General features: G+C 40.8%; 31 protein-coding genes and 1 pseudogene. 11 read left to right on the plus strand and 21 right to left on the minus strand.

Going from position 1 to position 25,021, the window contains the following annotated elements:
• Positions 1-8: 8 nt before the first annotated feature.
• From QNI29_RS13570 to QNI29_RS13580, 3 genes are all read right to left on the minus strand, one after another.
• Complete coding sequence (locus QNI29_RS13570; RefSeq protein ID WP_231417043.1) at positions 9-1,643, minus strand: acetolactate synthase large subunit; 1,635 nt, start codon at positions 1,641-1,643, stop codon at positions 9-11.
• A 144-nt stretch (positions 1,644-1,787) separates the two neighbouring features.
• Positions 1,788-1,943 (minus strand): hypothetical protein, encoded by a 156-nt coding sequence (locus tag QNI29_RS13575; protein ID WP_231417044.1) that lies wholly within the window; start codon positions 1,941-1,943, stop codon positions 1,788-1,790.
• Positions 1,944-2,165: 222 nt separating this feature from the next.
• Entirely contained in the window at positions 2,166-2,924 is a 759-nt protein-coding gene (locus QNI29_RS13580) for an SDR family NAD(P)-dependent oxidoreductase (protein WP_231417045.1), read from the minus strand.
• A 105-nt stretch (positions 2,925-3,029) separates the two neighbouring features.
• Here QNI29_RS13580 and QNI29_RS13585 point away from each other — a divergent pair, with 105 nt between their 5' ends.
• Entirely contained in the window at positions 3,030-3,386 is a 357-nt protein-coding gene (locus tag QNI29_RS13585) for a MerR family transcriptional regulator (protein WP_231417589.1), read from the plus strand.
• A gap of 9 nt (positions 3,387-3,395) precedes the next feature.
• On the opposite strand, the gene QNI29_RS13590 is transcribed toward QNI29_RS13585, so the two are convergent.
• The 6 genes from QNI29_RS13590 to QNI29_RS13615 all read right to left on the minus strand — a co-directional run bounded on the left by QNI29_RS13590 (position 3,396) and on the right by QNI29_RS13615 (position 6,441).
• Entirely contained in the window at positions 3,396-3,830 is a 435-nt protein-coding gene (locus QNI29_RS13590; protein WP_231417046.1) for a DMT family transporter, read from the minus strand.
• Between the two features lie 143 nt (positions 3,831-3,973).
• Positions 3,974-4,591 carry a signal peptidase I gene (gene lepB / locus QNI29_RS13595; RefSeq protein WP_231417047.1) on the minus strand — a complete coding sequence of 206 codons (618 nt, stop codon included), beginning with the start codon at positions 4,589-4,591 and terminating at the stop codon, positions 3,974-3,976.
• Positions 4,592-4,668: 77 nt separating this feature from the next.
• A complete protein-coding gene (locus tag QNI29_RS13600) occupies positions 4,669-5,073 on the minus strand; it encodes a VOC family protein (protein ID WP_231417048.1) in 405 nt (134 codons plus the stop codon).
• Positions 5,074-5,196: 123 nt separating this feature from the next.
• Entirely contained in the window at positions 5,197-5,496 is a 300-nt protein-coding gene (locus QNI29_RS13605) for a DUF3784 domain-containing protein (protein ID WP_231417049.1), read from the minus strand.
• 16 nt (positions 5,497-5,512) lie between these two features.
• Entirely contained in the window at positions 5,513-5,974 is a 462-nt protein-coding gene (locus QNI29_RS13610) for a hypothetical protein (protein ID WP_231417050.1), read from the minus strand.
• 53 nt (positions 5,975-6,027) lie between these two features.
• On the minus strand, positions 6,028-6,441 hold the full coding sequence (locus tag QNI29_RS13615) for a PadR family transcriptional regulator (RefSeq protein WP_231417051.1): 414 nt from the start codon (positions 6,439-6,441) through the stop codon (positions 6,028-6,030).
• Between the two features lie 198 nt (positions 6,442-6,639).
• Here QNI29_RS13615 and QNI29_RS13620 point away from each other — a divergent pair, with 198 nt between their 5' ends.
• Positions 6,640-6,846 carry a DUF6366 family protein gene (locus QNI29_RS13620; protein WP_231417052.1) on the plus strand — a complete coding sequence of 69 codons (207 nt, stop codon included), beginning with the start codon at positions 6,640-6,642 and terminating at the stop codon, positions 6,844-6,846.
• Positions 6,847-6,894: 48 nt separating this feature from the next.
• On the opposite strand, the gene QNI29_RS13625 is transcribed toward QNI29_RS13620, so the two are convergent.
• Positions 6,895-7,092, minus strand: coding sequence for a cold-shock protein (locus QNI29_RS13625; protein ID WP_027446191.1), 198 nt, complete (start codon positions 7,090-7,092; stop codon positions 6,895-6,897).
• 295 nt (positions 7,093-7,387) lie between these two features.
• Positions 7,388-8,812: an aldehyde dehydrogenase family protein gene (locus QNI29_RS13630; protein WP_231417053.1), complete on the minus strand. Its 1,425-nt coding sequence runs from the start codon at positions 8,810-8,812 to the stop codon at positions 7,388-7,390.
• A 169-nt stretch (positions 8,813-8,981) separates the two neighbouring features.
• Between QNI29_RS13630 and QNI29_RS13635 the strand changes: the two genes are divergently transcribed.
• The 3 genes from QNI29_RS13635 (at position 8,982) to QNI29_RS13645 (ending at position 11,276) form a co-directional block, all read left to right on the plus strand.
• The gene (locus tag QNI29_RS13635) at positions 8,982-9,707 is read left to right on the plus strand and encodes a 3-ketoacyl-ACP reductase (RefSeq protein WP_231417054.1); all 726 of its coding nucleotides are present in this window, start codon (positions 8,982-8,984) and stop codon (positions 9,705-9,707) included.
• Positions 9,708-9,789: 82 nt separating this feature from the next.
• On the plus strand, positions 9,790-10,476 hold the full coding sequence (locus tag QNI29_RS13640; protein ID WP_231417055.1) for a VOC family protein: 687 nt from the start codon (positions 9,790-9,792) through the stop codon (positions 10,474-10,476).
• 104 nt (positions 10,477-10,580) lie between these two features.
• A complete protein-coding gene (locus QNI29_RS13645) occupies positions 10,581-11,276 on the plus strand; it encodes a class I SAM-dependent methyltransferase (protein ID WP_231417056.1) in 696 nt (231 codons plus the stop codon).
• Between the two features lie 46 nt (positions 11,277-11,322).
• On the opposite strand, the gene QNI29_RS13650 is transcribed toward QNI29_RS13645, so the two are convergent.
• The gene (locus tag QNI29_RS13650; RefSeq protein ID WP_231417057.1) at positions 11,323-12,165 is read right to left on the minus strand and encodes a DUF2268 domain-containing putative Zn-dependent protease; all 843 of its coding nucleotides are present in this window, start codon (positions 12,163-12,165) and stop codon (positions 11,323-11,325) included.
• A 137-nt stretch (positions 12,166-12,302) separates the two neighbouring features.
• Here QNI29_RS13650 and QNI29_RS13655 point away from each other — a divergent pair, with 137 nt between their 5' ends.
• From QNI29_RS13655 to QNI29_RS13670, 4 genes and pseudogenes are all read left to right on the plus strand, one after another.
• Entirely contained in the window at positions 12,303-12,548 is a 246-nt protein-coding gene (locus QNI29_RS13655; protein ID WP_231417058.1) for a hypothetical protein, read from the plus strand.
• Between the two features lie 190 nt (positions 12,549-12,738).
• Positions 12,739-12,810 (plus strand): annotated as a pseudogene (locus tag QNI29_RS21190) (YjcZ family sporulation protein); the annotation flags it as partial.
• A 121-nt stretch (positions 12,811-12,931) separates the two neighbouring features.
• Positions 12,932-13,045, plus strand: a complete 114-nt coding sequence (locus QNI29_RS13665; RefSeq protein WP_231417059.1) for a YjcZ family sporulation protein — start codon at positions 12,932-12,934, stop codon at positions 13,043-13,045.
• 68 nt (positions 13,046-13,113) lie between these two features.
• Positions 13,114-13,377: a phospholipase gene (locus tag QNI29_RS13670; protein WP_231417060.1), complete on the plus strand. Its 264-nt coding sequence runs from the start codon at positions 13,114-13,116 to the stop codon at positions 13,375-13,377.
• On the opposite strand, the gene QNI29_RS13675 is transcribed toward QNI29_RS13670, so the two are convergent.
• The 6 genes from QNI29_RS13675 to QNI29_RS13700 form a co-directional block, all read right to left on the minus strand.
• Positions 13,350-14,024, minus strand: a complete 675-nt coding sequence (locus tag QNI29_RS13675; RefSeq protein ID WP_231417061.1) for an HAD hydrolase-like protein — start codon at positions 14,022-14,024, stop codon at positions 13,350-13,352. The genes QNI29_RS13670 and QNI29_RS13675 overlap by 28 nt on opposite strands.
• A 56-nt stretch (positions 14,025-14,080) precedes the next feature.
• Positions 14,081-14,734, minus strand: a complete 654-nt coding sequence (locus QNI29_RS13680; protein ID WP_231417062.1) for a hypothetical protein — start codon at positions 14,732-14,734, stop codon at positions 14,081-14,083.
• 227 nt (positions 14,735-14,961) lie between these two features.
• Positions 14,962-15,390: a DMT family transporter gene (locus QNI29_RS13685; protein WP_231417063.1), complete on the minus strand. Its 429-nt coding sequence runs from the start codon at positions 15,388-15,390 to the stop codon at positions 14,962-14,964.
• Positions 15,391-15,406: 16 nt separating this feature from the next.
• The gene (locus QNI29_RS13690) at positions 15,407-16,105 is read right to left on the minus strand and encodes a Crp/Fnr family transcriptional regulator (protein ID WP_231417064.1); all 699 of its coding nucleotides are present in this window, start codon (positions 16,103-16,105) and stop codon (positions 15,407-15,409) included.
• A gap of 12 nt (positions 16,106-16,117) precedes the next feature.
• Positions 16,118-16,549 (minus strand): DMT family transporter, encoded by a 432-nt coding sequence (locus QNI29_RS13695; RefSeq protein WP_231417065.1) that lies wholly within the window; start codon positions 16,547-16,549, stop codon positions 16,118-16,120.
• 196 nt (positions 16,550-16,745) lie between these two features.
• Positions 16,746-17,399, minus strand: coding sequence for a reverse transcriptase-like protein (locus tag QNI29_RS13700; protein WP_231417066.1), 654 nt, complete (start codon positions 17,397-17,399; stop codon positions 16,746-16,748).
• 237 nt (positions 17,400-17,636) lie between these two features.
• Between QNI29_RS13700 and QNI29_RS13705 the strand changes: the two genes are divergently transcribed.
• Complete coding sequence (locus tag QNI29_RS13705) at positions 17,637-18,380, plus strand: SDR family NAD(P)-dependent oxidoreductase (protein ID WP_231417067.1); 744 nt, start codon at positions 17,637-17,639, stop codon at positions 18,378-18,380.
• Positions 18,381-18,539: 159 nt separating this feature from the next.
• Here QNI29_RS13705 and QNI29_RS13710 read toward each other — a convergent pair whose 3' ends face one another.
• Entirely contained in the window at positions 18,540-21,701 is a 3,162-nt protein-coding gene (locus QNI29_RS13710; RefSeq protein WP_231417068.1) for an efflux RND transporter permease subunit, read from the minus strand.
• A 130-nt stretch (positions 21,702-21,831) separates the two neighbouring features.
• Between QNI29_RS13710 and QNI29_RS13715 the strand changes: the two genes are divergently transcribed.
• Positions 21,832-22,677: a TetR/AcrR family transcriptional regulator gene (locus QNI29_RS13715; RefSeq protein ID WP_231417069.1), complete on the plus strand. Its 846-nt coding sequence runs from the start codon at positions 21,832-21,834 to the stop codon at positions 22,675-22,677.
• Between the two features lie 465 nt (positions 22,678-23,142).
• On the opposite strand, the gene QNI29_RS13720 is transcribed toward QNI29_RS13715, so the two are convergent.
• Together QNI29_RS13720 and QNI29_RS13725 are read right to left on the minus strand one after the other, a co-directional pair.
• The gene (locus QNI29_RS13720; RefSeq protein ID WP_231417070.1) at positions 23,143-23,361 is read right to left on the minus strand and encodes a DUF3951 domain-containing protein; all 219 of its coding nucleotides are present in this window, start codon (positions 23,359-23,361) and stop codon (positions 23,143-23,145) included.
• Positions 23,362-23,442: 81 nt separating this feature from the next.
• Positions 23,443-24,840, minus strand: coding sequence for a poly-gamma-glutamate hydrolase family protein (locus QNI29_RS13725; protein WP_231417071.1), 1,398 nt, complete (start codon positions 24,838-24,840; stop codon positions 23,443-23,445).
• Positions 24,841-25,021: the final 181 nt, after the last annotated feature.

Genomic DNA, 25,021 nt, shown 5'->3' on the forward strand with positions numbered 1-25,021 from the left:
GTGTCACCTCATTCACACGTGATATTGTTTAGCTTCTCTGTTAACTTCATATTCTCTTTATAATCCACTGGACAATCGATTAATACAGGGCGTTTCATGGCAACAGCTTTCTCCAAAGCTGGCTTTAAATCTTCTGCACGGTCCACTCGCATGCCTTCCATTCCAAACGACTCTGCAAACTTTAAGAAGTCAGGGTTCCCAAAATCAATATGAGCGGGTCGATCAAATTTCTTCATCTGATGCCATTCAATCAGACCGTAGCCCTCATCTCTCCATAATAGAATAACAATCGGTACATTTAGGCGAACCGCTGTTTCAATGTCTGCTCCTGTCATGAGGAATCCCCCATCCCCACAAACGGCCACAATCGTTTTGTCACGATTGGCCAGCTTCGCACCAATTGCCCCTGGGACGGCTACTCCCATTGAAGCCAATCCATTTGATATGAGACATGTATTCGGCTGTGCTGTATGATACATCCGAGCAATCCACATTTTATGAGCACCGACGTCAGAGATCACAATATCCTCATCTCGTAACACATCACGCAGGTCCGCAATAATCTTCTGTGGTTTCACAGGGAAGCCAGAGTCTTGCTTATAGGAATCTAGTTCATCGAGCGCTTTCTTACGAATTGACTTGGCCCAATCCAAATTCCTTTCCTGCTCTGGAACCATCTTCATTAACTGTTCAAGATTTTGCTTGATATCTCCAACCACGTTAAGAGCGACAGGATAGTAGGCATCAATCTCTGCCTCTTCTGTGTCAATATGAAGGATAGGGGTTTCGCCGTTTGGGTTCCAGTTTCTTGGAGGTGTCTCTGCCATGTCAAATCCAATCGTAATAATCAAATCCGCTTGATTGAACCCACACGTAATGTAGTCTCCACCACTAAGTCCTGCTGTCAGAAGACTTAATTCATCTTTCCAAGAAACAGCCCCTTTGCCCATAAAGGAATGAACGACAGGAATTTGTGTCTTCTTAACAAACTCACGAAGCTTCTTACTCCCCCCACAACGCGTTACACCGTTTCCGGCTAAAATCAAAGGCGTTTTCGCTTTAGAAATCAACATTGATGCTTCCTTTAAAACATGCTCACCAGCCTGAGGTCGTTTATAATCCGTTATGTAAAGAGGATCAAGATCCACTTCCATCTCAGCAACGTCTTCTGGTAAATCAATATGCGTGGCACCCGGCTTCTCGCCTGCAGCTAATTGATAGGCTTTTCGAACCACCTCAGGTACAATTTCTCCTGTTTTAATCTGTGCATTCCACTTCGTAACTGGCTCATAAATGTCTACAAGGTCATAATATTGATGAGAAATCTTATGCTGGCGATTTAAGCCGGCCTGTCCTGTTATGGCAATGAGTGGACAGTGATCCATATTTGCATTCGCAACCCCGGTTAACAAATTCGTTGCACCAGGTCCAAGAGTCGCCAAACAAACTCCAGGTTTACCCGTTAACCGGCCATACGTTCCTGCCATAAAGGCAGCACTCGTTTCATGACGTGTCGTAATAAATTCAATCTTAGACTCTTTAATAGCGTCCATTACATCGATGTTCTCTTCACCAGGAACACCAAAGATATATTCTACCCCTTCATGCTCTAAACATTTTATTAACAATTGAGCAACATTCATTGTCATACCTCCACATCTTCATATTTTTAGGTTGTGTAATGTAAGGCGTTCTTATGAGCGGAAGGTTTATGAGCATTACCGAGGGATAAGAAAAAGGGAAGCCACGTATTATACATGGCTTCCCTCCTGTAAAAATCTTATTGTTTATTTTTTATTTGCTTGTCTTCCACTCTTTTTCTGACTCTGGTGTTTAGCATTTCCGATTTGTACATCCTCTGCTAACTCCGCTTCAAATTGCTTGTTCTTTTTTGCGATCTCAGCAGATTTTTGATTATGTTTGGATGGGCCTTTTTGAGACATGAGCATCTACTCCTTTAATAAAGTTACCTTTAGTATGCTTCACTTCTAAAGGAGATATGTTAGAGACAAACAAACCCTGGGCCTCGCCACGGTAAAGCATGAAACGTTTCAATTCGTGAAAAGCGAGTGATTTTCAGAACTACCTTTATCTCCAATTAAAGGAAACAGAAACATTCACTCATAAAAAATAAAGGGAACTTCCTTTTGGAAGCTCCCTTCAACTTATTTAGTAGAGCGCTCAACATAAGGATAGATTGGATCCTTTAAGTGAAACTCATATGTTTCTCCGTCCACAATTCCAACAACTTTGTTGCTATCATATAGATCTAGTAAAAAGTGAGCCATTTCTTTTGCAGTATGGTACTGAGCCACATTGCCTTCGTAAGAAACGTCCTCCACATCAAGGGAACGCTTCATAAATTCTGTTTCGGTTGCGGCAGGGGCCAGCACTTTCGCTCTCATCTTCGCCCCTTTTCCTTCAAGTTCTTGCGCAAGGCCTTCGGTGAACGCACTTACGTAAAACTTCGTCGAGCAGTAGGTCACTGCACCGCCAACGATATTGTACCCGCCAGCTGATGAGATATTTAAGAGTTGAGTTCCTTCCTTGTTCTCATAATCACGTACAAATAGAGTAGAAAGAACCGTTAACGCTTCGATATTTAAGCGAAGCATTTTCTGGATCTTACCAAGATCTTGCTCAGCTACTGGATCAAAGTTCCCGAATCCAGCGTTATTTACAAATGTCTCTAACGGATAGGACTTAATCTCTTCGTATAGAGCATGAACACGTTCAGGCTCTGCGAGGTCTGCTGTTTTAACAACGACGTTCACACTGTGTTGTTTTTCTATCTCTGCTTTCAATTCCTCTAACTTTTCTTCACGACGCGCAACAAGAATCAGATCTTTCCCTCTCTCTGCGAAAGCGATTGCTGCTTCATATCCAATTCCAGAACTTGCTCCCGTAATAACTGTGTATGCCATACATGATCCTCCTCTTTATTATGTGATACACTATAAGCCTATCCATTAAAGTGCACTTGAAGTCAAGCATTCATGCGCTCAATACTCTCAAGAGGAGGCTCAATGATGTATTCTATAAGTGAAGTCGCATCTCAACTCAATATAAAACCTCATACCCTTCGTTATTATGAACAAGAAGGGATTTTAGAATCCAGCCGTAATCAAGCTGGGGTTAGGAACTATTCCGATCAACAAGTTCAGTGGCTTCGTTTTGTTTTGAAACTACGCGAAACCCATATGCCTGTTGCCACGATCCAACAATATGTAAAGCTCCTGCAAGAAGGAGAGCATACCGTTCATGAACGATTGCAGTTATTAGAAGACCACCAGGCTTCAATTCAAAATCAAATCCAAGAATTGAAGGAAACAGAACAAATGCTTGAGAAAAAAGTAACGACCTACAAAGATATGATGAACAAGTAAAGGCAGCGATTATTTCTTCGTGTATAAAATAACAGCTATAATCATTAGAATCATACCCGCAATTCGGGATGAGTCAAGTGGAATCTGTTTTAACCCAAACCAACCAAAATGGTCAATTAAGGAGCTAGCAATTAACTGAGCCGATACCAGTGTAAAGATTGCAGCTCCTACACCAATACGAGGCACAGCAAGTACCATTGCGGATACGAAGAAAGCTCCAAGCATCCCCCCGATTAATTGCCATTTTGGTACATGAAATACTTGAACAATGTTCCCTTTCCCAAAGAAAAGCATCACCATAAAGAGAGTGACCGTCCCAACCAAGAATGAGACAAATGCTCCTTCAAATACCCCAATTTTCTGACCTAACCCTCCATTCACAGAAGACTGAACAGCCACACCAATCCCACCTACGAAAACCATTAACATAATTAAAAATTGCATACCATCAGACCTCTTTCGTTCTATAAGTTTAGTAAGATTTTGGATAGAATTTCATTATCAATATTATTTCAGAACCACATTATTTTCTCAATTCATACAACCTGCACAATAAAAACCATCCGCTTTACCGGATGGCTTTGTACTTAAAACGTTTTAATATGGTCAAATGGATAAAAGCGCAAGAAGACCTGACCCACCAGGTGATCGATCGGAATAGCTCCCACTGCACGGCTATCATGACTGTTATTGCGATTATCCCCCATCACAAATACATGCCCCTCTGATACAACCACTTTATCAAATGAACCAATCATATCTTCTTTAATATAGTCTTCTTGAATAACTTCTCCGTTTCGATAAAGCTTACCATCTTTAGATTCTAGAGTATCACCAGGCTTCCCGATTACGCGCTTCACCCAATAATTGTCTTGGCTTTCACTTCCTAGAATCATGCTTACGACTGGACTTTCCAGCACTTTATCTTTAAGTGTTCTCTCTTCATCCAAGCGGTTATCGACTACAATGATATCTTTGTAGTCAGGCTGTTGACCAAGCGTATAAGCACTCTTAAACACCCAAAGCCGATCGCCTTTCATGTCCCCTTCTTTAAGGTCCATTCCATCTAACGTCGGTTCCATTGATTGGCCACTTACTTTGAAGGGTTGTAATAGAAATGTCGTAATCGCCACGGAAAAGACGAGTACAAATACGATCACCTTACTCCAACTAATGACTTCTTTTGCTATTTCATTTTTGCTCATATGCAGGTTCCTTTCCTATGTAAAAATCCATTATTCATCACAGATTGGATGCGAACTCTAGGTATATATCCCAACCTTTAGATCCCTTTATTCTCTCGCAGTTCAATAAGTGTTCCTTCTGGTGCGTACACCTTCGAGAGACGACCTCCCTCAACGTCATATATTTCTTTACCATTTTTACGTTTAAACTTTACTCCTTTTTCTTTTAACTCTGTCACGATCTCCTCTATATTTTCTACCCACAAGCAGAAATGGACCATGCCCTGAACTTCTTTAGAAGGCTCAGATAGAACGTCATTCCCTTTTCCTGTTTGTAATTCAATATAGAAGTCTCCTAGTTGTAACCATGAGTTATAAGCACGGCCATGGAAATTAGGATGTTCACGCGCAAGTGTGAACCCTAATAATTTTGTGTAAAAATCAAGGGATTGTTTATAACGATTTGTTTGAATACAGATATGATGGAATGCTGAATTGGCCATACTTCTCCTCTTTTCCTTTATTCTATTATATGACGGTGACAAACCCTACTATGTTTCAAGTTTACTAAAAAAGTATACACCCAGAGCCACAGAAAAATAAAGGCATCCCTAAAAAGGAATGCACTATTCTACCATATTCTTCTGAACATAGAGTATCATCCCTAGATGAGCAACGAGAATAATAGGAACCAAAATCCCCATAACGATTTCAATCGAAGTAGGGGGCGTTAATAGCCCTGAAAGGATTAAAACAAGACCCGTGGATAAATCTAAATGACCAACCAATCTTGATAGCTTTTCTTTGTCCCGTACACGGTGTTGGTTAAACCCGCTTAATAACCACGTCTGCTTTTTGACCCCTACCATAAACGCAAACAACAACAAAATAATCCCTATTGCTAAAGGTGCTGTATTCAAATACATGAACTTCCTCCTCTCTTTATGGTAGCCACCATTCCATGTAGAAGAAGGCTAAACCTAAGCTCACACAAAAGCTTGTATATACCCAAAAAGGGCCCTTTTTATAAACCTTAGAAGGTCTCTTCTTATAGTAAGAAAACAAAAAGGGGTGCTTTGTTAAGACAGCGTACAAAGATATAAACAGAAACAATAGTCCAATAGGTGCGTAGTGAAAAGGTGTGAACATCGCTAAGGCTATACAAGAGAGACTAGTGACTAATGGAAGATACCTTGTAACCTGATCTGAGTTTCTTCTATATGCGGAAACTAGTTCAAGGTCTTTCCACTGTTTCGCTACTTCTTCAGGAGTCCCAAATTCTTTTTTCACCGCACTTAATAGAGCAGCTTTTGTATTGGTTTCAGAAGCGACATCCACAACAAAACCGTACACATGACTTTTGAATTCTTCCCAATCAGAAGATAAAGAGGGTATTTTGCTCATATGTCTCTCAATCTCGTTTGTATATTCTTCATAGACCTCCTCCACCACTCTACTCACTCCTTTGTCGGTTGATCGAATGACCTTAAGGCTTCAAACATTTTCTCATAGACCTCCATCCGTTCTTTCGCTGTCTCCCCCCCTTTCTTTGAAAGGTAATAGTATTTCTTGGCTGGTCCCTGTTCTGAATCTTCCCAGTAATAACAAATAAGCTCCTGGTCTTGCATGCGCTTAAGTACAGGGTAGATGGCTCCACCTCCTATACTTAATTCGTCCGTTTCTTTCAACCTATTCGTAATCTCGTATCCATACATCGGCCGCTCCTTTAATAAAAGCAAAATCGCTAGTTCATAGCTTCCTTTCCTTAACTGCATCAGCCACTTATCCTTCATAATGTCCACGCCTTTACCAGTTCGTTTCTCACTATATCGCAATCCTATATAGTATGTGGAAAGAAAGCGAGCATCCATAGAAGCTCACTACTATCCTATTACCGAAAATGATTAGCCTTAACCTTATTTTACCATTTAATTTTTATTTTTCCATTTTATTGATAAATAAGGAAAAACCACTTCCCCATCATAATCAATTTCTCAAACGATACAATTATCCTAAATAGTATGATAGGATGACCATTAAATCAGATTAACACTTAATAAGGAGTTATTATGGGGGATAAAAAGGAAACAGCTAAAGAAAGACGAAAACGATTAACAAATGGGAGTAATTACGATATGACGGCTGAAAGGAAAGAGAGCTATTCAAATGAAGACCTCTTTAGTTTAGGTCACTTGGTAAACAAATTGGGTTGGAAAGGGACGGGAGTTCTTACCATCGCACTGATCGTCGCCTATATCCTCTATACACTCATATAAAAAAAGACTGCCGTTTCCGGCAGTCTTTTTTATCGCTTATCGCAGTTATTACTTTTGAACGTTAGCAGCTTGTGGGCCACGGTTACCTTCAACAATTTCAAATGAAACTGTTTGGTTTTCTTCTAACGTTTTGAAACCTTCGTCTTGAATAGCAGAGAAATGAACGAATACATCGTCTTGACCTTCTACTTCGATAAAACCGAAACCTTTTTCAGCGTTGAACCATTTAACTGTACCTTGTAACATAATTGTTACCTCCTGCGTGGATCAAGTCCACATTGTATTACTATTATTGCTCTGCATATTCGTTCCAGACGAAAGCGACTGATCAGTTACTTTTTTCTTTCACTCGTAAACGAACAAGAATAATTAACTCTTACTATACCAGTTGAAAACCCTTTCTACAAGCATTTATTTAAAAGATTTCAAGTTATTTTTTTCCTAACCCCTATTACTCATTCAAATAAGGGCTTGTTCTTAGCAATAAACGTGAAAAGAGCCACCCTTTTAAAAGGGCGGCTCGCAATATTTACGATCTAGTTTATGATGGATATCCTAGGATGGCTTTCTTCTCAAGGTACTCTTCGATACCAAAGTCACCCCACTCACGACCAATACCAGATTGCTTATACCCACCAAATGGTGCTGCAAAGTCGTGAGCAGCATCATTCACCTTGATACGTCCAGCTCGGATAGATGTTGCTACCTTTTTAAGAGTTTCAGGATCTTTACCGTATACATAGCCAGCTAGGCCGTATACAACATCATTTCCAATTTCAATCGCATGGTCAATATTATCATACGTAATAATACTCATGACTGGTCCGAAGATTTCTTCCTGAGCAATAACCATGTCATTGGAAACGTCAGTGAAAATGGTTGGCTTAGCGTAATACCCTTTATCTAAACCATCCGGAAGACCTGTACCACCGGCAATCACATTAGCTCCTTCTTCGATACCTTTTTCAATATAAGATTGAACCGTATCCCATTGCTTTTTCGATACAAGTGGTCCAATATAATTTCCTTCACGAGGATGACCTACTGGAAATTCAGGTAGTACGTCAAGAACTGCTTGTTCGAATTCCTCTTTCTTAGAAGCTGGAACAATCATTCTTGTAGCTGCTGAGCAAACTTGCCCTGTATTGGTTGCGATATTACTTACTGCATTACGTGCTGCGTCTTTCATATCGGCATCTTCAAGAACGATTAACGGAGACTTCCCGCCTAGCTCTAGAGCCACATTCTTAATTGTTTCAGACGCATTTTGCATAACTTTGGCACCTACACCTGCAGAACCAGTGAAGGATACAAAGTCGATGTCAGGATGAGAACTAATGCCATCCCCAATTGTTTCACCTGTACCATTGACTAAGTTAAATACGCCTTTAGGCACGCCTACTTCATCAAAGATCTCTGCTAACATAATAGCCGCAAATGGCGTCATTTCAGATGGCTTTAAGACAACAGGACTACCTGCTGCGAAGGCACTAGCAATTTTCGTTGAAGCTTGGTTTGTCGGGAAGTTCCATGGTGTGATAAGACCACTAACCCCAACAGATTCCTTCACAAGAGTATGATCGCCGCGGTCTTCCATAAATTCTATGGATTTAAGAGATTCAGCGGCCTGAGCAAAATGATTATAGCCCATGCTATAATGAACTTTTTCTGAAATTTTAAGAGGTGCTCCTAGTTCATCTGTCATCACTTCAATGAATTCATCTTTACGTCTGGCATAGGCTTCAGCGATGTTCTCAAGCATTTCTACGCGTTCTTCTTTGGACGTTTGAGAGAAACTAGGGAAAGCGTCACGGGCTGCTTTTACCGCTTTATCTAAATCTTCTTTGGTACCCAAACTAATTTGGCCCATCGGCTCTTCCGTTGCCGGGTTGATCACATTGTATGTTTCATTACCAGTTGATTCAATCCATTCTCCATTAATGTAATGTTTTAAGTTCTTACGCATATTCGAGGTCTCCTTTATTTATAATTTAATTTGTAAAAAGTTGTCTGCTTGTGCTTACGTAACATGTATTACCGCTAAATCCACTATTGAAACATCTCGAATAGAAAGCAATTCTTTTGAGATTGTTCTAGGTTGCGCTTACACTATTGATAAAGAAAGGATGATAACATTGGCACAAGAAGTTAAAGGAAAAGTGGCTTATATTACTGGAGCTGGTAGTGGCATTGGACGTGCGACAGCGATTCAGTTTGCTAAAGAAGGCATTCACGTAGGACTTATTGCAAGAACAGAGAGTAAACTTAAAACGGTCAGAGATGAAGTTATTTCTTATGGCGTAAAAGCATCTTATGCGGTAGCCGATATTGCCAATCTTGAAGAAGTAGAAAGAGCTGTAGAGCAGTTAAAGCAAGAAGTTGGTCCAGCCAATATTTTAGTAAACAACGCTGGAATTGGATTATATGGTTCGTTCCTTGAATTAGAGCCTGAAGAGTGGAAGCGTACTTTTGAGGTTAATGTGTATGGAACCTATCATGTTACAAGAGCTGTCCTCCCTCATATGATTGATGAGAATCAAGGGGATATTGTAAACATTTCCTCAAGTAATGGATTGAAAGGAACTGCTGGCTCTACTTCTTATAGTGCATCGAAATTTGCAATTCAAGGGATGACAGAAGCCCTTATGCAAGAAGTTCGTCGTCACAATGTTCGAGTCTTCACCCTAAACCCTAGCCTTGTGGCTACAGAACTAGCTTTTGGTGACAATTTTGATGAAAAACAGGATAGAGAGAAGTATATGCAGCCAGAAGACATTGCAGAGTATATGACGGCGCAGCTAAAACTGCATCCGCGCATCTTTATTAAACAATCCCTTCAATGGGCAACGAACCCTTTTTAATGCTGATCCACAACCGCCCCTTCTGTTTGTGAACCCTCTCCTCAGGGTACATAAGTTATAACTTTTTAGAGGAGGCGTGGACATGGATTTTGATCATTTAGTTGTACTGGCGAAATCTCCTGAAAAATCTCAGCAAGATATGAAAGGTAAACACGGAATACGCGGGCAAAAGGGGGGCGAGCATAAGGAATGGGGAACCTATAACCACTTAGCATTCTTTGAAAATGGTGCCTACATAGAATGGATTGGGATTACAGATTACGAGAAAGCCTCACAGTCTGATAATCCACTCATTCAACAAGCTTTAGAGACCCATGACCAAGAAATCGAAGGACCCTTTACGTTTGCACTGAGGACTTCCCAAATGGACGAGCTCATCGAACATTGGGAAGCAGAAAACCTGAATTACGAAGGGCCTTTCAAGGGAAGTCGTACGACCCCGGATGGTCAAGAGCTTAGCTGGCGCATGTTATTTCCTAAAGCCGAGAGCGCTTTCCCCCTTCCTTTTATCATTGAGTGGGGAGAGAAACAGAACGGACCAACTGATCCACAGGACTTAAACTCAATACCGTTTGAAACCATTCATGTGGGAGTCCAGGATTTAGAAGCTGCCCTTCATCAATGGACCTTATTCTATCAGCTCGGGGAGCCCGAACATTCACAAGACTTAGCGGGTAATCCTTCCTATGAATGGAAGCTCGGCAACGGAACCCTTTCCTTATCAGAAGGGGAAGGCATTAACGGGAAGTTTGGTCACATTAATTTGTAAATAAAAGCAACCAGCCTGTTCATCAGACTGGTTGCTTTTTTATTTTCACGAAGCCATCCAATTCACATAGTTTAATAGAAATATGATTAAACAGGAGAATAGTGATGACGAACCATTATCTAGATTTATTAGCGTACTTCGGCATAGGCGGGGCTCATCCAGGTGGATTTGAGCTGAGTAAACAGATCTTTAACGGAGAGAAGTTAACTAGTGACCTCCATGTTTTAGACCTTGGTTGTGGAACAGGGCAATCCTCAGAATATATCCGAGATACATTTGGATGTGAAGTAACGGGGATTGATCAGCATCCAATCATGATCCAAAAAGCTAATGAGCGACAAGCAGATGTTACATTTTTAGAAGGCGATGCTGAAGACTTGCCTTTTCCTGACCATAGCTTCGACTTTATCTTCACAGAATCCACCATTGCTTTTACAGATATGCCTAGAACTCTTGAAGAAATAAGACGTGTCCTTACCCCAAAAGGCACCGTTTTATTTCTTGAGATGACTGCAGAACACCCCATTCCTGACTCTTTGAAAAAACAAATTATGAATCTCTATCACATCCAAGCTATTTATTTAGAGTCCGAGTGGAAAGAAGAATTAAATCGAGCAGGATTCACAAATATTGAATGTTTAAACATTCCGTCTAATTTAAATGAAAGTGCTCTATCCGATATGAATTTAAGCCCTAACATCCCTGAATCTCTATATGATTTATGGGACCAACACGCTGAGCTTGTTGAAATCAGCAAGAAACACCTTGGATTTCGAACTTTTAGATGTCATTTAGGATAACTTTTATTATTCAAAAAAACTCTCCCCCTTGATAGGAGGAGAGTTTTTACAATTGGCTTTTAACAAATGAGGACTCTTTGATGACTTCTTCAGCAGAAACTTGAAATAGATCGCTAAGATCATGCAAACCTTTAGTCCTGCAATATGCATTCACTAGGTGATAAGCCGCATTATACCCTACCCATTTGGGGGGGCGACCATGTTTCTTTCCATACATTAGTTTCATGTTCTGTTCATGGTCTGTCGATTCTAATAATGGAAGAATGTACTTTCCCCAATAAGACTTGCATTCTTTTTCCTTATACACTGAAGTCCAAGGAGCGAGCCATTCCTTTCCATAGATCCTCTTTACAGCTTGTTCTGCGGTCCCCTCTAAGACTAACAGATCCTCCAAGCGCAAGGTTTCTTCGCTTAGACCCTGTGCGGTCATTCTACAGACATGGTGGTATTCATGTGCCAATATAGCCCGCAGCTCCTGTTGTTTATGCGAGGCAGTAAGGAAAAGAAAAACAGCTCCTTTTATCGCTAATCCATTCTTATTTTTAACTTGCCTTTTTTCATAACCACGCGTGATAGGAAATATATAAACCGGTATGTCTGGTCCCTTCCATTGATCTTTTAACTGTACAAATTCATGCTCAATCGTCTCCCATATTCCCCGGTCTTTCATGTCACCTACCAATCGTTTCATCTTCCGCCATTCTCCAGGCTGAAATAAACCATGCTGCTGTAAATGGTACGTAACCTCTTCAGGACTTGAAGACGGGAAGTGGTGACTGACCGGCACCCCGATCTTGTTTAACTGTCCCTCATATAAATCTTGAGATCGCTTCTCCTCATAATCTCTTAAAAGCTCTTCTACCCATTCATCTGTTCTCACAATTCCCATAAAAGTCCCCCTCTTCCCTCTCTGGTTATTCACCTATTCTGTCATATCTAGTAGATCCGTCTAGTCCAACCAAAACGCTTTTGCATAAGTTATGACTACATACTGATATGTATATCAGGAAAGGAAGGAGGATATGTATGTCTCATAACATGTATAACCGTTGTTGCCGTTATAAAGGAAGAGTCGTGCGCTTGGAATCCAGAGGACGTGTTCACGTTGGGGAAGTCACACGCGTATCAAGAAGCCATGTATGGATTCGACCTGTCGGCGGTCCAAGAGGATTAGGTTGGGGATATTACGGATTTGGTTACGGAGGATTCGGTGTTCCATTTGCACTAGGTGCCATTACAGGTATTGCATTAGCAGGAGCATTCCTTTGGTAGAGGGCTAGGCAAACACCCAAATACAGATTATTTTCACAGGAATAGGGATGCACCTACACACCTTTTCCCTAATTCCATATGATGAGATAGTGTAAGGTCCACGAAGTGGATTATACAACATTTAGTAAGGAAAGGAGATGTTTGTATGTCATACGGTTGTGGTTATGGTGGTGGCTACGGCGGTGGATACGGTAGCAGCTTCGTATTAATCGTTGTATTGTTTATTCTGCTTATCATCGTTGGAGCTTCTTTCGTTTACTAATATCCTACACCTGACCTTTTGTATAGGTCAGGTTTACCTTTTCTTTACGTACCATTGTTTGGCGTCGTCCAGTACAACGTTACACATAAAGAATAGCTTGATACAGAAGGGAGTTGAAGTTATGTCTGGAGGATACGGCGGAGGATATGGCGGAGGTTTCGCGCTAATCGTTGTTCTATTTATCTTGCTTATCATTGTTGGAGCAGGAGCATTCAGCGGTGGCTACGGCTACTAATTAAAAGCACCGGGAACCTCCATTCTCTTGGGGGTTCCCGGATCTTTATATTGGAGGAGGGCACAACAATGCCAATAAAGTTTTGTTTATTCCCTGGTTATAAATACTGCGGTCCAGGATGCAAAGGGCCTGGTGCCCCCGTAAATGCTGTTGATGCGGCTTGTAAGGCTCATGACGATTGTTATGATCGCGGCGGTGCCCCTTGCGAATGTGATCAACAGTTCATGAGACGGTTATCTGCGTTACAGAACCCCTATACTCAAGAAGGACGTCACGCAAGGATGATGTATAATTACATGCGACTTCAAACTTTTTTCACGTGCAAAAGATGAGAGGACGCCACGTCCGTCACACGACTCAAATCTTCTATCACCAGATCCGCTCCATCCAACTCCCCTTCCTGCGAGAAATCAAACTTACAACCTACTGCAGTGAGGCCATTGGATTTGGCAGCTTTGATGTCAGACCTACGATCCCCTACTACCATTCCCCGGGAAATGTTATGGTCTATCATGAGCTTACGAATAAGGTCCCCTTTGTTTCCTCCATTTATAGATTGAATACTATAAATATCCTCAATAAATTTCTCTAGTCCAAAATGTTGAACGATTGTATGTAAGTACTTCTCTTCTCCATTACTTGCAATAAACACAGAAAAGGATTGCTCCGTAAGGGCTTGCAGGACATCTTTGGTATGTGGGTATAATGCCCCTTTGTTTCTATGGATGACTTCAACTAGATATTTTTGGAATGACTCATTAGCAGCTTCACGTTCCTCTTCAGTATGGTTAGGCAACAACGTTCTCCATACTTCAGGAAGTGAGACCCCCATAATAGATCGATAGCTTTCTAGTGGTGTTTCAGAATCCCAAAGATTTTCTTCTCTCAATTGATTAAACGTTTCCTCTAAAGCAGGTTCAAGTATAAGATCTGTTTGAAAAAGCGTACCATCCATATCGAAAATAACAGCCGGATTCATAGATAGCCTCCTTAAAATATACCCTGGTATTTATAAATTTTATGCCTTTGATGAATTTAACTTTCTACCTTAACGAACACATGATCTGGATCAACTAGTGTAAATGTAATGACTTGGTCAAAAGTAAAATTAGGATTATAGATCGCCTCAAACATCTTTGAATCATCCTTTTCGTCTAACAACTCCTGAAGAGTATTGTAGTTTTCAGAAGGAAATTGAAATGTGACCGTTGTCTCTTCCGCTAATTTTTTGGCCTGACCAACAGGTAGGGCTCTTCTTAATGGCTTATCCCCTTTGACGCTAATTGATTTCGTATAGGAATAAGTACCAGTTAGTTCTTTCTCCCATTCTTCTTCAAGGACCCGTACCCCCTCTCCAGCTTCGACACTAAACTGAAGTGGAACAGCTTCCCACTCATCCCCTTTTTCTTTGATTTGGAATGTCATTTTAGGTTTAATGGTGACACCTGTTGCCACCCCTCCATATGTAACCTGCTTCTCACCATCATGGGCTTCAAGTCTATAAGACGTTACCCCTTCTTCGGTGGATTCATCAAAGGTTTTCAAAAAGTCCTTCCCCTCTGAATTCGATTCGGATGTCTCATGAAACACTTTCTCTGTTGTATTAATAGGATCTCGCTTAGGTTCCAGGACAAATATGACAAAAAGGATGACTAATGTAAGAACAGCTATAGCTCCTATTTTTTTCATATAACCCTCTCCATTCTCACTCCATTTATTTACACATTTTACCATGCTTTCCTTGATAATTCCTATGTATTTCTATAATTTTATAAGAAAACACGTATCATTCCAGTCTCTTTCTCTAAATAGACGCCCCATCCTTTCCAAAAGTTTCAATAAATGTGCATCATTCTACATCATTATATAAAAAAGCCCGCTCCAATAAGGACAGGCTTAAGGTTAAAACAATTTAATCATTTCATCTTGAAAACAACAATACCTACTACCATTACACATAACCCCACTAATTTCGAGATACTAAATGGAATGACCTCACTTCCGAAGAGGCCAAAGGTATCAATAATGAGCGCCAATAATAGTTGTGCCACGAGGACAATGGAAACCGCATAGGCGGGACCAAGGGCTCGTATTCCCCTCATTATGCTATATACGATGCCCACTCCGAAGAGTCCGCCTGTCATATAAAGGAGATTAACCTTTTCAAGGTGAAAGAGTGAACCTTCTCCCACTAGTAGAAAGACAGGGATCGCGACTACAAGTCCTACAACAAACACTAAGGTCGTTGTAGCCCATAAACCGAACCTCTCACTGACTCTTGAATTGAATACTGTTTGTAAACTAATAAATACGCCGGCAATGACGGAAAGAATGATGCCTTGCATATGCCTTCTCCTCCTGCTATTCGTAGATGTTTCCGTGAGCTCGCTCCCGCAGCAAGTCATGGTCTTTTATGTAAATACGCTTCCCTGTCTTTTCAAGAATTCCTTGCTCACACAAGTCTTTAATGACACGGTTTAAATGCCTGTAGCTCGTTCCGATAAGGTCAGCGATATCCTTTAAATTGGTGGTCTTCATTTCCTGATAGAATAACGTACTCTTTTCGGTTGTAGCAGTCGAGAGAAAATAACTAGCTAAACGCGTTTCAACGGAATTTAAATGGTTCAGAGTCGAAGCATTAGATTCCGTATAGAACTTGTGTGTTACTTCATGAAGAAGGAATTGAAGGAATGGCGGGTAATCATAAGCCAGTCGAGTAATATCATCATAAGAAATCCCTAGCACGGAGCCATCTGTAACCGCTTCGACTGTGTTAAACACACGATTTCTCTTAAGGTATTCTACATCGCCAACAATATCTAAAGGATTCTTAAACCTTAGCAACCGAGAATTCCCTTCAGCGGAAACGGTAAAAATCTTCAACTTTCCTTTTACAAGAAAGTACATCTGGGTAAGCTCTTCCCCTTCGGTACAAATCCTTTCTCCCTTTTCAAACTGATATAAGCGAATGCGTTCTTGTAAGGATTCCGGAAAAGTATGTTGCAATTCATGTTGATCTAGCAAAGCCCGAATTTTAAAACGATCGATTACTTGTTTCATCCTTACACCTCTCTATAATTTAAAGATAATAATACCCAGAACCATAATAGCAATTCCAGCTATACGGTTACCGCTAAAGTGGATTTTCTGCATTCCGAACAACCCTTTTGAATCAATTAAAAAAGCAAACATTAGCTGAGAGACTAACAAAAGAGAAACAGCAAAGCTTGCTCCAAGTAAAGAGATCCCCATTAGCTCTCCAAAGACAATTAAAACCCCAAATGCTCCCCCTAATAAATACATGGGTTGCACATCTCTAATTTGTTTCACATGACCATCTTTCACAAACAAGAAGATCGTGCCAGAGAGCAGTAAACCTACTGTATGTACAATAACCGTTGTATGCCAAACTCCAATTGTTTCTCCAAGGCGAGCGTTAAACACCCCTTGAATCGTAATAAAAAGCCCAGCGATTAACGAGAATAAAATTCCTTGCACTTTCATAACCTCCAAACGTTGTCATTCACTCCTCTTATTAAAATACAACAACGCTCGCTACCAAAAGGACATATGTCCCAAAATCTTAAAAATCCCCCTTTCCTTCGCTAATGCAGGAAAGGGTGTCAGACACCAATCAGTGCTTTAAAGCACAAAAGACAGGGAGGATTCGTCCCGAGCACTGAATCCTCCCTGTCTAAAGTTATGTTTCAATTGTACTGGAGACTTCCACGCCTTTTAATGCTTGTGTGGCCAGTCGGTCAGGTTCTTGATTTTTCTTACGAGAGACCGCTTTATATTCCGGTTGTATATTCAAGCTTTTCAACTTCTCTTCAATTCGATCAGCCCAGCTTGATAAGGACTCTTCATAACAAGGCCATTCATCAAGAAGTTGATGGATCACCACGCGTGAGTCTCCTATTATCGTAATAGGCATATGGTGAACACCAAGCGCTTCCACTTCTTGTAGAGCTAAATGGAGAGCAGCATATTCCGCTTCGTTGTTGGACTCTAATTCTTCTACTTTCGCATTCTTTCTTAAACGATAAGACTTTCCATTCTGTTCATAATAAACCACACATCCAAGACCTGCCATCTTCGTTCCAAGATCAAAGCCACCGTCGAAATAAACCGTAATATTATGCGGTTCTGTTTCGTATTCCTTCATATATTCTTTTAATTTCTTCAGGCCCCATTCCTGCTCGTACATATCCACAAACTTAATGGATTTCACACGACCGGTCCGTTCAAAGTCCTCTGCGATTAAGAGCGCATGAGCGCCTTGAAGAGATTCTGAAGTAAATACGGCCTCTGCTCCTTTTGACGTTTTATATATAACTTCTATATGTACCTTCATAATGGATCTCCTTTACTTGTTAGATCTGTAACTAATAGCATGCCCATTCGCCTTCATTACCTATTCTGAGATAACGGGGCCATCCTTCTACAAACGATCCGGATTATGATATGTACCCTTTCTAAGTATACGTCAACCTCCATGTATAGATTGAAGCAAAAGGTGCAACTTAGTTGTACAAATTGTCCTAGAGCATCTATAATGACGACCAATGCCCAGATAAAGGAGAACACCATTATGCCAGATTTAAAAAAACAAGTTATCATCGTTACAGGAGCCAACAGAGGTCAGGGAAAAGCGATTGCCGAACATCTTACTTCTTGCGGAGCTACTACAATTGTGGCTGCCAGAAAACTTGAAGAAGCAGAGCGAACAGCAACAGAAATTGGTCCTTTAGCTTATCCAGTCCAATTAGATGTTGCCTCAGAAGAACAGTGGGCCTCTGCTATTGGAATTGTTGTTGAAAAGTTTGGCCGAATAGACGGCCTTGTCAACAACGCAGGGGTCCTGGTCCGAAAGCCTTTTATAGAAATGAGCATGAAAGATTACCAACAAATGATTGAAGTGAATCAGTTAGGTGTATTCCTCGGAATGCAAGCGGTTATTCCACAAATGGAAAAGCAACAAAAAGGATCCATCGTTAATAATGTATCCATATCCGCTTTTGCCCCCATTCAAAAATCCTCTGCCTATGCTGCAACAAAGGCGGCTGTTGTAGCCATGTCGAAATCAGCTGCAATTGAACTAGGTCCAAAAGGAATCCGAGTCAATATGGTGCATCCGGGAGGTATAGAAACGGAGATGGCAACAGAAGGACAAGGAATCCCAAGCTTTTATAATTCAGTGCCACTCGGTAGAATCGGACAACCAAACGAAATCGCCAAAACGGTAGCTTTTCTCATTTCTGATGAGAGCTCTTACTGCACAGGGGCAGAAATTGTGGTCGACGGGGGCATGACTTTAGGGACGGCAGATCAATAGCGTCTGCTTTCCACTAAGATTCAGCTCAAGAGCCGTAAAGCAGAAAATGGATTAAGAAACCTTTAAACAAAACTATAATAAAACCGCTTGGATCACTTATGATCCAAGCGGTTTTGTTTGTTTTTCTTTTAACACACCTCTGTGTTCATGGAGTGTGAATTACGCTTTCTTTTTCTTACGTCCGATTTTACTAAGCATTTCATAAACAACTGGTACGATTAGAAGTGTTAGAAGCGTGGAGCTTGCTAATCCTCCGATAACCGTAATACCAAGTCCTTTACTAATGATAGAACCACCTTCAAAGCCTAGTGCTAATGGCAATAGTGCACCAATTGTAGCCAGGGCTGTCATTAGAATTGGACGAAGTCGTGTTGCACCAGCATCTAATAAAGCTTCACGCGTAGAAATTCCTTCTTTCTCACGCTGAATCACGCGGTCAATTAATACAATACCGTTTGTAACAACAATACCGATTAACATAAGCGCACCAATCATAGCAGAAATACTAAGCGTTTCTCCACTTACTAATAATCCAAGTACGGCACCGATGATCGTAAATGGTAAGGAGAATAGAATGGCGAATGGTGCTAAAGCTCCGCCAAAGAAGATGACAAGAACCACATAAACGATTGCAATAGCTGCTAGCATAGCAATACCAAGCTGACTAAATGATTCATTAATATCTTCTGTTACTCCGCCAATCTTCAGATCAATGGAAGCAGGGTGATCGATTTCATCCAGTTCTTTTTGAACATCGGCAGATACTGTACCGATATCGTCTGTCGTGGATTTGGCACTTACACTTGCATATACCTTGCTATTCTGACGCGTAATGGTATCTTCTGTAGTACCTTCTTTCACCTCAACAAGTTCACTCAATGGAACGGATTGACCAAGTGGAGTCTGAATTTCTTTATCCGTTAATTCATCAATATTATTATATTGGTCTTTCTTCACCTCAAGGTACACTTGAAGCTCTTCTCCGTCTTCTTGAATCGTTGTAACTTTCGGGCGTTCACGGTTCGGACTTAGCTCCATACCGATCTGACCTGCTGTTAAACCTAGCTGACTTAACTTCTTCTGGTTGGCAACGAGCGTGTACTCTTCATAAGACTCAGAAAGACTGGAATCAGCATCACGTAAATCTTCTTGATCGTTCAAGATCGTCTTCACTTCATCTACATATGGTTTAATGTCATCCATGGTCTCTCCAAAGACCTGAACCTGAATCTCATTGCTTGATCCAGTGGCAGAGAAGTCCTGACTTGCCCATTCACCTTTTTCTGTCATGGCTTTCAAGTCATCAATAACCTTTTGCTTCTCTTCGTCGAAGTTCTCCGTATCTTCGTCATATTCAACAAAGAATGCCGCCTGGTTACTTGCTCCAGGATTCATCGGATTTTCGCCACCTACTGAATATTGGATCGTCTTAACCCCTTCACGACCGTCAAAATATTCATGTGCGTCTTGAGCGATTTCTTCTACATCTTCAATCGTTTGCCCTGGTGCTGGGCTGTATGTTGGCATGACCATTTTCTCACCTTCAGATGGCAAGAAACTCGTTCCTACAAGAGGGACAAGAGCAATACTTCCAACTAAAATCCCGATTGCCACGATCGATGTGATAATCTTATGATTTAGAACGCTATCCAATACAGAACGGTATGCGTTGGCTAGTTTACCAGGACCTTCATGATGACTCTTCATCGCTTGTTTCTTATTGAGTAACGAATGAGACATCATTGGTACGATCGTAATCGCTACTACAAGAGAGGCCAATAATGCAAATACAACCGTTAGGGCAAATGGTAAGAATACTTGACCAACCACTCCTTGCACTAAGCCAAGCGGAAGGAATACTGCAATAGTTACAATAGTAGAAGATAGAATCGGCATAAACATCTCTTGTGTGGCAGCACGAACCAATTCTTTTCCTTCAAGCTTCTCATCTTGCAAGGACATTCGTCTGTATATATTCTCCACTACAACAATGGAGTCATCCACGACACGTCCTATGGCTACGGTCATAGCTCCGAGTGTCATAATGTTTAATGTAATACCCATTTGATTTAGGATCAAAATAGCGATTAATAGAGATAATGGAATGGATACGACTGAAATGAGCGTTGTTCTAAAGTTACGTAAGAACAACAGAATCACGATAATCGCAAATAATCCACCAAATAGCGCTTTATTCAACATTGTACTTACTGATTCCTCGATAGGTTCTCCCTGATCAAAGGAGTACACAAATTCTACGCCATCAAGATCTTCTTCAAAATCAGCTGCTCGGTCTTTTACTGCATTTACAACATCAACTGTGTTTGCTTCTTGAGATTTTACGATTTGAATCGATATGGAATCTTCTCCATTTGTGCGAGAGATCGATTCAGCTTGCCCTACAATCTCTAAATCCGCAATTTCTTGCAACTCAACTGTCGGAATTCCCTGAGCTTGAGCTTGGGCACTCCCTTGAGTTTGGGCGTTCCCTTGTGCTTGCCCTTGCGCAGTTCCCTGAGGTTGCTGGCTTCCTGGTGCTTGTTGTGCGGCTTGAGATGGTGCACCTTGGGATTGGGATGGAATCATTGGGATTTGTAATTGCTTTAGATCTTCAAGCGTTGCAATGTTTCCGTCCATCACTACTGATTTCTGAGTATCATCGAAGTTGTATAAACCTAATGGGAACGTTACGTTTGACCCTTTGATTAGATTCTGAACGGTTTCCTTATCCATTCCACGCTCGGCGAGCGCTTCTTCATTGAAACTCATTTGAACTTCTTTCACTTGTTGACCGGATACTTGAACAGAAGCCACACCTTCTAGCCCTTCAAGCTCAGGAACAATTTGATCTTCAACTGTGGTGGTAAGTTCTTCTAAACTACCATCCCCATTTAAAACACTCATGCTTATTACTGGAAATGCATTGAAATTAATACGTGAGACATCTGATTCTTGTGCGGCATCAGGTAGTGCTACTGAACTCACCGCTTCTTGGAGTTCATCTTCAGCCTCATCTAAGTCTTTACTGTAGCTATATTCTAATTGTAAGTTTGATGCATTCTGGAATGAACTTGAGCTAACGGTCTTCACTCCACTTAAATTCTGCACCTGCTGTTCAATAGGTTCTGTTATCTCATCAGCTACCTCCGCAGGAGTGGCTCCTGGATAAACGGTTGTCACCGTAATAATGGGAGGATCAATATCTGGTATCGTTTCTAATTTCATGTTTAATCCCGAATACAAGCCTGCTACGGTCAAAATAATGGTCATCAACCATACAGCAAACTTATTGTTCATCGAGAAATTAATAATTTTCTTCAATGTTTATATCCCCTTTCCTTACTTCGAACACGTCCGTTGACTAGTTAGTCAGTACGATATACAATATACATGACCAGTCAGTCAGCGGTCAAGAAATAAATATAGCTTTCTTCAGAAAGGAGGCTTTCAAATGGATCAAAAGAAAGTAAACATTATCGAGAACGCCATCACTTTATTTGCCCAAAAGGGCTTTAGCTCAACCTCTGTCCAGGAAATAGTTAAAGCAAGTCAGATCTCTAAAGGAGCTTTCTATCTCCATTTCAATTCCAAGGATGAGCTTCTCCATGAACTATTTGAATATTATTGGCGTCGCATGCAAACCCGTATAAATGAAGTATCATCAAAGCCTTTGGATCCTAAAGAAAAGTTTACAGATCAACTTAAGGTAACAATAGAAGAAATCGCTACACATCGGGATTTCATCATTATGCAAGTCAGAGAACAAGCCATTCCCTTTAATGAGACGATTGAACATTTCATCCGACGAATGCGCTATCATTCTATCCTTTTTTATAGAAATCATTTACTCGGCATTTATGGCCAGGGAATTGAACCTTATGTATGGGAAGCAAGCGTCATGGTACAAGGCCTTTTAAAAAGCTATATGGATTTAATCATTGTCGACAATGTGGAATTTGATTATTACTTATTAGCTCAATCGATTACCAATAGAGTTGATTCACTAATAGAAGGGTATGCGAATAAAAATGACCCACCAGTCATTACAGAAAACGTCATTCAACAATTGACACCTTCCACCTATAATATGCATAACTTAGACGATCTTTTGGAGCAATTAGAACTGATCGCTTTAAGTGACCCTGAACCAGCCATCAAAGAAACCATTGATGTTTTAATACAAGAATTAAAATCTCCATCTCCAAGAAAAGTCATCATTACAGGAATGGCTCACCATTTAGAAAAATATGAACGATACACAGACCTGGCTTCCTTGCTCAGGGCTTACTTTATGTAGAGGGAATCCAGTATTGGGTTCCTTTTTAATGAGCAGGGCATAACTGCTCTTATCAATTGTTTCAAAACTATGGATATAATTCAAAATATAAGGGGTTAGCTAGAACATGTTTAAACTTCCTGAGATATTTTGCTGCAAGGGTTCAGGGATTCTGACATTTTATGGTTTATACGGACACTCTTGATAGTAGTCTTGTCACTCTCCCGGCTTATCTCGACACTTCACAGCGGCGTTCTGGCACCATTCAGGCTCATTCGGACGCTTCCATCCTTCGTTCCGACACTCTCCAAGCTCGTTCTGATACTTTCGCCCTTCGTCCTGACATTCTCCTAGCTCGTTCGGACACTTCCATCTTTCGTTACGACACTCCCCTGCTTTATCTAGTTATCCTAAAAATCTATGTTTAAAAAAAGAACCTTCCCAAACGGAAAAGTTCTTCCTCGTTGCTATCTTCTTTCTTGTACCTTAACGATCTTTATCGTCTCCCTCATCTTCTTCCTCTTCCTGTTCATCCTCTTGACGTTCTTCATGAAACTCGTCAATCGATTGTCCTGCAATGTGATCAAAGGGAGTATAGTAGTTACTAGGGCGTTCTTTTTTGATCATGACCTTATAAACTACAATACCGATTAAGAGGGCAAAGAGTAGTGTAAATAAGCTTGATGAATAGAATAAGTAATCCATACCGACCACTCCTACCCTTTTATTATTTCAAAGTTTTTCCATGACCGCAACAGGATAGGTTATACGCTTTTATCTGTCTATTCACCTCGCTTCTAGCCCTTTCCATTGGGTGTAACTATGATAGATTGTCCCCATAAATCCATCGGCATCTAATTCCTTAAAGTATCGTCTTACTTCCGCTAGCTCATATTCCATTTCTTCATAACTCTTATCGTCAAAACTGACATAATCTAAATAATGAGGTTGTAATTCGATCCCGACCTCTACTTTAGCAGAATTGGCATATAGCACTTCATTTTGTGATAACGAGGTTATACTATTCGAACCAAGAGCTGTATTCCGGTAAGCCATAACTGTTACGTAATCCTGGCGATCGATCATATCTTGATAAAACTCTGGGTCATAAGGTGCTACACTAGGGCCATCCGTCCAGAATGGCAAATCGCTTCCGACAATAAAACCGTTGTCCTTTGCGTATTGAACATAGGTTTCGGATGCCTTTGACCACTGAGTGATAACGCCCTCGCGGTTCGTATCCCATTCATCTAGAACATGAGGTTCAATATCGAAGTGAATCCCTTTAAACCTTTCCCCCTCTGCAACTTCTGCATTATAGGCCATCACGCGGTCCATCCTATGTTTCCCTTCAGGTATATTCTCTTCTAAACCCCAGTGAGGTGCTCCCATTAACGCATGGACTGTAATCCCTTTTTGACTCAAAGAAGAAATAAAGTAAGGATAGTAATCTTCCACTAAAGGATTGTAGTGAAGATACACATGATTTATATGGTGACTTGATAGAAATTGAATCGTTTCATCCGCTCGCTCAGAGATCGCCTTACTATCCCAAAGCCATACACTTTTACGTGTAGTATATTCGTTCAAGGCATCTTGGATAGCTTTCCCGTAGATCTGAAACTGATCTGAAGCATCATGCGCCGTAACTGAAGATAAAGAGGTTAAGTCAGCCTCTGTAAAAAATCCCCGTGCTTGCCCCTTTGTATAGGTAATTGATACTTCTTGTCCCATTTCAGAATCTACCACTACGTTAGCTGTGAACCCATTGCGTTCTAAATGGGTTCTTAATAGAGCTAATAATCGTTGATTATTTCCTTTTAATGTTGTCTCTACCTCATCACCTTGTTTACCAAGAATGGAGATGACCTCACTAACTGGACGGCTAACGGTCGCCTCTGTTTCAATTTGTGTGGCTGATTCGGTTACATCCGATAGGTTGTAATAGTTATACATCTTCCCTGCAGCATCTCGTGCTAGAAGTGTCGACACAGGCAAAAACTTTCCTTCCTCTTTACCATTAATAAATACTTCCGATCCTTGATCGATATAAGAGAAGGACCAACAGCTTTCACACATAACTTCATCTTCTGTCACTACGGCCCCTTCACCAAAAACCGTACCTCCGATCCATACTCCCATAAACACACTAGCCATAACTAACACGAACAGCTTACTCTTCATAGATGGTCGTCTCCTTGTCGTTTTCGAATTTTCTTTAATATCGAAACGAATGACATCTAATTTAAGGCGTTCATAAGGATTCACCCTTTAAGACCTAGCACGGCATGTAATAACCGGAACATCCGACCTATATATTGGAATTTTGTGTTATTATGAAACAAATTAGTAAAGGGTTGATGAG

Origin of the sequence: Pontibacillus chungwhensis, from assembly GCF_030166655.1 — a bacterium.
Lineage (GTDB): Bacteria > Bacillota > Bacilli > Bacillales > BH030062 > Pontibacillus.

Bases quoted from the DNA above. Each gene is read 5' to 3' on its own strand.
- QNI29_RS13725 (WP_231417071.1), bottom strand. From the start codon at position 24,840: ATGAAGAGTAAGCTGTTCGTGTTAGTTATGGCTAGTGTGTTTATGGGA.
- QNI29_RS13690 (WP_231417064.1), bottom strand. From the start codon at position 16,105: ATGAAACAAGTAATCGATCGTTTTAAAATTCGGGCTTTGCTAGATCAA.
- lepB (WP_231417047.1), bottom strand. From the start codon at position 4,591: ATGAGCAAAAATGAAATAGCAAAAGAAGTCATTAGTTGGAGTAAGGTG.
- QNI29_RS13720 (WP_231417070.1), bottom strand. From the start codon at position 23,361: ATGGATTACTTATTCTATTCATCAAGCTTATTTACACTACTCTTTGCC.
- QNI29_RS13655 (WP_231417058.1), top strand. From the start codon at position 12,303: ATGTCTCATAACATGTATAACCGTTGTTGCCGTTATAAAGGAAGAGTC.
- QNI29_RS13665 (WP_231417059.1), top strand. From the start codon at position 12,932: ATGTCTGGAGGATACGGCGGAGGATATGGCGGAGGTTTCGCGCTAATC.
- QNI29_RS13650 (WP_231417057.1), bottom strand. From the start codon at position 12,165: ATGGGAATTGTGAGAACAGATGAATGGGTAGAAGAGCTTTTAAGAGAT.
- QNI29_RS13695 (WP_231417065.1), bottom strand. From the start codon at position 16,549: ATGAAAGTGCAAGGAATTTTATTCTCGTTAATCGCTGGGCTTTTTATT.
- QNI29_RS13615 (WP_231417051.1), bottom strand. From the start codon at position 6,441: ATGGATGCTCGCTTTCTTTCCACATACTATATAGGATTGCGATATAGT.
- QNI29_RS13685 (WP_231417063.1), bottom strand. From the start codon at position 15,390: ATGCAAGGCATCATTCTTTCCGTCATTGCCGGCGTATTTATTAGTTTA.
- QNI29_RS13575 (WP_231417044.1), bottom strand. From the start codon at position 1,943: ATGTCTCAAAAAGGCCCATCCAAACATAATCAAAAATCTGCTGAGATC.
- QNI29_RS13610 (WP_231417050.1), bottom strand. From the start codon at position 5,974: ATGAGCAAAATACCCTCTTTATCTTCTGATTGGGAAGAATTCAAAAGT.
- QNI29_RS13590 (WP_231417046.1), bottom strand. From the start codon at position 3,830: ATGCAATTTTTAATTATGTTAATGGTTTTCGTAGGTGGGATTGGTGTG.
- QNI29_RS13675 (WP_231417061.1), bottom strand. From the start codon at position 14,024: ATGAATCCGGCTGTTATTTTCGATATGGATGGTACGCTTTTTCAAACA.
- QNI29_RS13580 (WP_231417045.1), bottom strand. From the start codon at position 2,924: ATGGCATACACAGTTATTACGGGAGCAAGTTCTGGAATTGGATATGAA.
- QNI29_RS13585 (WP_231417589.1), top strand. From the start codon at position 3,030: ATGTATTCTATAAGTGAAGTCGCATCTCAACTCAATATAAAACCTCAT.
- QNI29_RS13670 (WP_231417060.1), top strand. From the start codon at position 13,114: ATGCCAATAAAGTTTTGTTTATTCCCTGGTTATAAATACTGCGGTCCA.
- QNI29_RS13630 (WP_231417053.1), bottom strand. From the start codon at position 8,812: ATGCGTAAGAACTTAAAACATTACATTAATGGAGAATGGATTGAATCA.
- QNI29_RS13640 (WP_231417055.1), top strand. From the start codon at position 9,790: ATGGATTTTGATCATTTAGTTGTACTGGCGAAATCTCCTGAAAAATCT.
- QNI29_RS13625 (WP_027446191.1), bottom strand. From the start codon at position 7,092: ATGTTACAAGGTACAGTTAAATGGTTCAACGCTGAAAAAGGTTTCGGT.
- QNI29_RS13620 (WP_231417052.1), top strand. From the start codon at position 6,640: ATGGGGGATAAAAAGGAAACAGCTAAAGAAAGACGAAAACGATTAACA.
- QNI29_RS13605 (WP_231417049.1), bottom strand. From the start codon at position 5,496: ATGTATTTGAATACAGCACCTTTAGCAATAGGGATTATTTTGTTGTTG.
- QNI29_RS13700 (WP_231417066.1), bottom strand. From the start codon at position 17,399: ATGAAGGTACATATAGAAGTTATATATAAAACGTCAAAAGGAGCAGAG.
- QNI29_RS13600 (WP_231417048.1), bottom strand. From the start codon at position 5,073: ATGGCCAATTCAGCATTCCATCATATCTGTATTCAAACAAATCGTTAT.
- QNI29_RS13645 (WP_231417056.1), top strand. From the start codon at position 10,581: ATGACGAACCATTATCTAGATTTATTAGCGTACTTCGGCATAGGCGGG.
- QNI29_RS13680 (WP_231417062.1), bottom strand. From the start codon at position 14,734: ATGAAAAAAATAGGAGCTATAGCTGTTCTTACATTAGTCATCCTTTTT.
- QNI29_RS13570 (WP_231417043.1), bottom strand. From the start codon at position 1,643: ATGAATGTTGCTCAATTGTTAATAAAATGTTTAGAGCATGAAGGGGTA.
- QNI29_RS13705 (WP_231417067.1), top strand. From the start codon at position 17,637: ATGCCAGATTTAAAAAAACAAGTTATCATCGTTACAGGAGCCAACAGA.
- QNI29_RS13715 (WP_231417069.1), top strand. From the start codon at position 21,832: ATGGATCAAAAGAAAGTAAACATTATCGAGAACGCCATCACTTTATTT.